This is a genomic window from Streptomyces sp. WELS2, assembly GCF_013870595.1.
In the GTDB taxonomy this organism is placed as follows: Bacteria; Actinomycetota; Actinomycetes; order Streptomycetales; family Streptomycetaceae; genus Streptomyces.
The window spans coordinates 1-2,036 of record NZ_JACBWZ010001004.1; the positions used below are offsets into that span (position 1 = coordinate 1).

The 2,036-nt window shown below is 72.7% G+C and carries 3 protein-coding genes and 1 pseudogene; 2 read left to right on the forward strand and 2 right to left on the reverse strand.

Annotation, left to right across the window (positions count from 1 at the left end; all coding sequences use genetic code 11):
• Positions 1-364, reverse strand: a pseudogene (locus H5J33_RS32845) (GNAT family N-acetyltransferase); the annotation flags it as partial.
• A gap of 52 nt (positions 365-416) precedes the next feature.
• Between H5J33_RS32845 and H5J33_RS32850 the strand changes: the two are divergent.
• Both H5J33_RS32850 and H5J33_RS32855 read left to right on the forward strand, forming a co-directional pair.
• Complete coding sequence (locus H5J33_RS32850; RefSeq protein ID WP_181798361.1) at positions 417-1,328, forward strand: MerR family transcriptional regulator; 912 nt, start codon at positions 417-419, stop codon at positions 1,326-1,328.
• A 59-nt stretch (positions 1,329-1,387) separates the two neighbouring features.
• Positions 1,388-1,600: an EF-hand domain-containing protein gene (locus H5J33_RS32855; RefSeq protein WP_181798363.1), complete on the forward strand. Its 213-nt coding sequence runs from the start codon at positions 1,388-1,390 to the stop codon at positions 1,598-1,600.
• Between the two features lie 60 nt (positions 1,601-1,660).
• On the opposite strand, the gene H5J33_RS32860 is transcribed toward H5J33_RS32855, so the two are convergent.
• On the reverse strand, positions 1,661-2,036 hold a 376-nt coding region (locus H5J33_RS32860; RefSeq protein WP_181798362.1), incomplete at its 5' end, for an ATP-binding cassette domain-containing protein.

Sequence of the window (2,036 nt, forward strand, 5' to 3'; positions counted from 1 at the left end):
ACTCGCCATCGCCTACCAGGCCGCACTCCACCTCGCCGCCATCCTCCTCTGCGCACGACGGCTCGCCCGGCAGCGGGTCGCCCACCAGCACCGCGTCGATCGTCTCGGCCGTGCGCCCGGTCCGCTCCAGCAGGGCCGCGAGGAAGCGCGGGCTCATCGACGCGGCCAGCGGGTCGGAGTCCACCGAGCGCAGGGTCTCGTACACCCACGCCGGGTCCTCGTCGGTGAAGACCACCGTGTGCGCGGTGAAGGACAGCACCCCGGCGTCCCGGGGCGAGGGCTGCGGCAGCACCGTCGTGGCACCGTCCGCCGGCGGGAAGCGCCCCGCTGCCGCCGCGTCGAGAATGTCCCGCAGGGTCTCCACGGCCCCGTCCCCTCTTGAGTCTCCACCCACTGGAAGGCCCAGACTCCCAGACATGAACGACGACGGCACCGGGCTGTTCACCATCGGCGAGCTGGCCAGGGCCACCGGGCTGAGCGTGCGCACCATCCGTTACTGGTCCGACGAGGGCGTGGTCACCCCGGTGACCCGCTCGTCCGGCGGCTACCGGCTCTACGACGCCGCGAGCGCGGCCCGGCTGGAGCTGGTCCGCACCCTGCGTGAACTCGGGCTCGGCCTGGACGAGGTGCGCACGGTGCTGGCCGGCGAGCGGACCGTGGCGGAGGTCGCGGCCACCCACGTGGCGGCGCTGGACGCGCGGATCCGGGCGCTGAAGGTGACCCGCGCGGTGCTGTCGACCGTGGCCCGACGGGGCACCGACGCAGAGGAGATGACACTCGTGAACAAGCTCGCGCGGCTGTCCGCCGCCGAACGGCAGCGGATCATGGAGGAGTTCGTGGCGGAGACGCTGCACGGACTGGACACCGTGGACCCCGACATCCAGGAGCGGATCCGGCGCACCGCCGTCCACCTGGCGGAGGACCCCACGCCCGAGGAGGTCGACGCCTGGGTGGAGCTGGCCGAGATGCTCCAGGACCCGGAGTTCCGGGCGCAGATGCGCCGGGCCGTCGAGTTCAACGCGGCCGACCGGCGGCCCGGAGAGCCGCGCGGACGGTCCCTGTGGTTCGCCAAGCGGCTGGTGGAACTGGTGGCGCCGGCCCGGGAGCGGGGCATCGACCCCACGGACCCCGGCGCCGAGGAGGTGCTGGACGACCTGTTCGGCGACGCCGACCGGACCGAGGTGCTGGAGCGCATGACGGCCGGCTTCGACGAGCGCGTGGCCCGCTACCGGGAACTGCTCGCCGTGGTGAACCGGCAGCCCGCCCCGCCGCACGCCGAGGACTTCGCGTGGGTGGTCGGCGCACTCCGCGCTCGTGCGGGCCGTTAATCTGACCAGCGTCAGTACGCCAGCACGGCATGAGAAACACGAGCAAAAGGGGCGGATCGGTGGCGGACATCGAGGAAGCACGCAAGCAGTTCCAGCGGATGGACGCGGACGGTGACGGGTTCATCACCGCCGCGGAGTTCAAGTCCGCCCTGGCGCAGCAGGGTGACTGGAACGTCACCGAGGCGGTCGCGGAGGCCATCATCAAGTCCCGCGACCTCAACGGCGACAAGGTCCTGTCGTTCGACGAGTTCTGGGCCTACCTGAACAAGTGACCCCCAGGCGGCAGGGGGTGCCCGTCCCGAGCGGACCAGGCACCTCCCTTCGTCACCCCGTCACCGCGTGCGCCTGATCCGCACGCTCCAGCGGCCCTCGTGCCGCTGGAGCGTCAGCGGCAGCCCGAAGCACGCGCCGACCTGGTCGCCGGTGAGCACCGAGTCCACCGGACCCGCGGCCAGCACCCGGCCCTCGCGCAGCAGCACGGCGTGCGTGGTGCCCGCCGGCAACTCCTCCAGATGGTGCGTGACCAGCACCGTCGCCAGCTCGGGACGCTCCGCCCGCAACTTCTCCAGGGACTCGATCAGCAGCTCCCGGCCGGGCAGGTCCAGGCCGGTCGCCGGCTCGTCCAGGAGCAGCAGCCGCGGCTCGGGCATCAGCGCCCGCGCGATCAGCGTCCGGCCGCGCTGACCCTGCGACAGCGTCGGCCACCGC

Excerpts from the sequence above, each read along its gene's own strand:
- H5J33_RS32850 (WP_181798361.1), top strand. The coding sequence starts at position 417 with ATGAACGACGACGGCACCGGGCTGTTCACCATCGGCGAGCTGGCCAGG.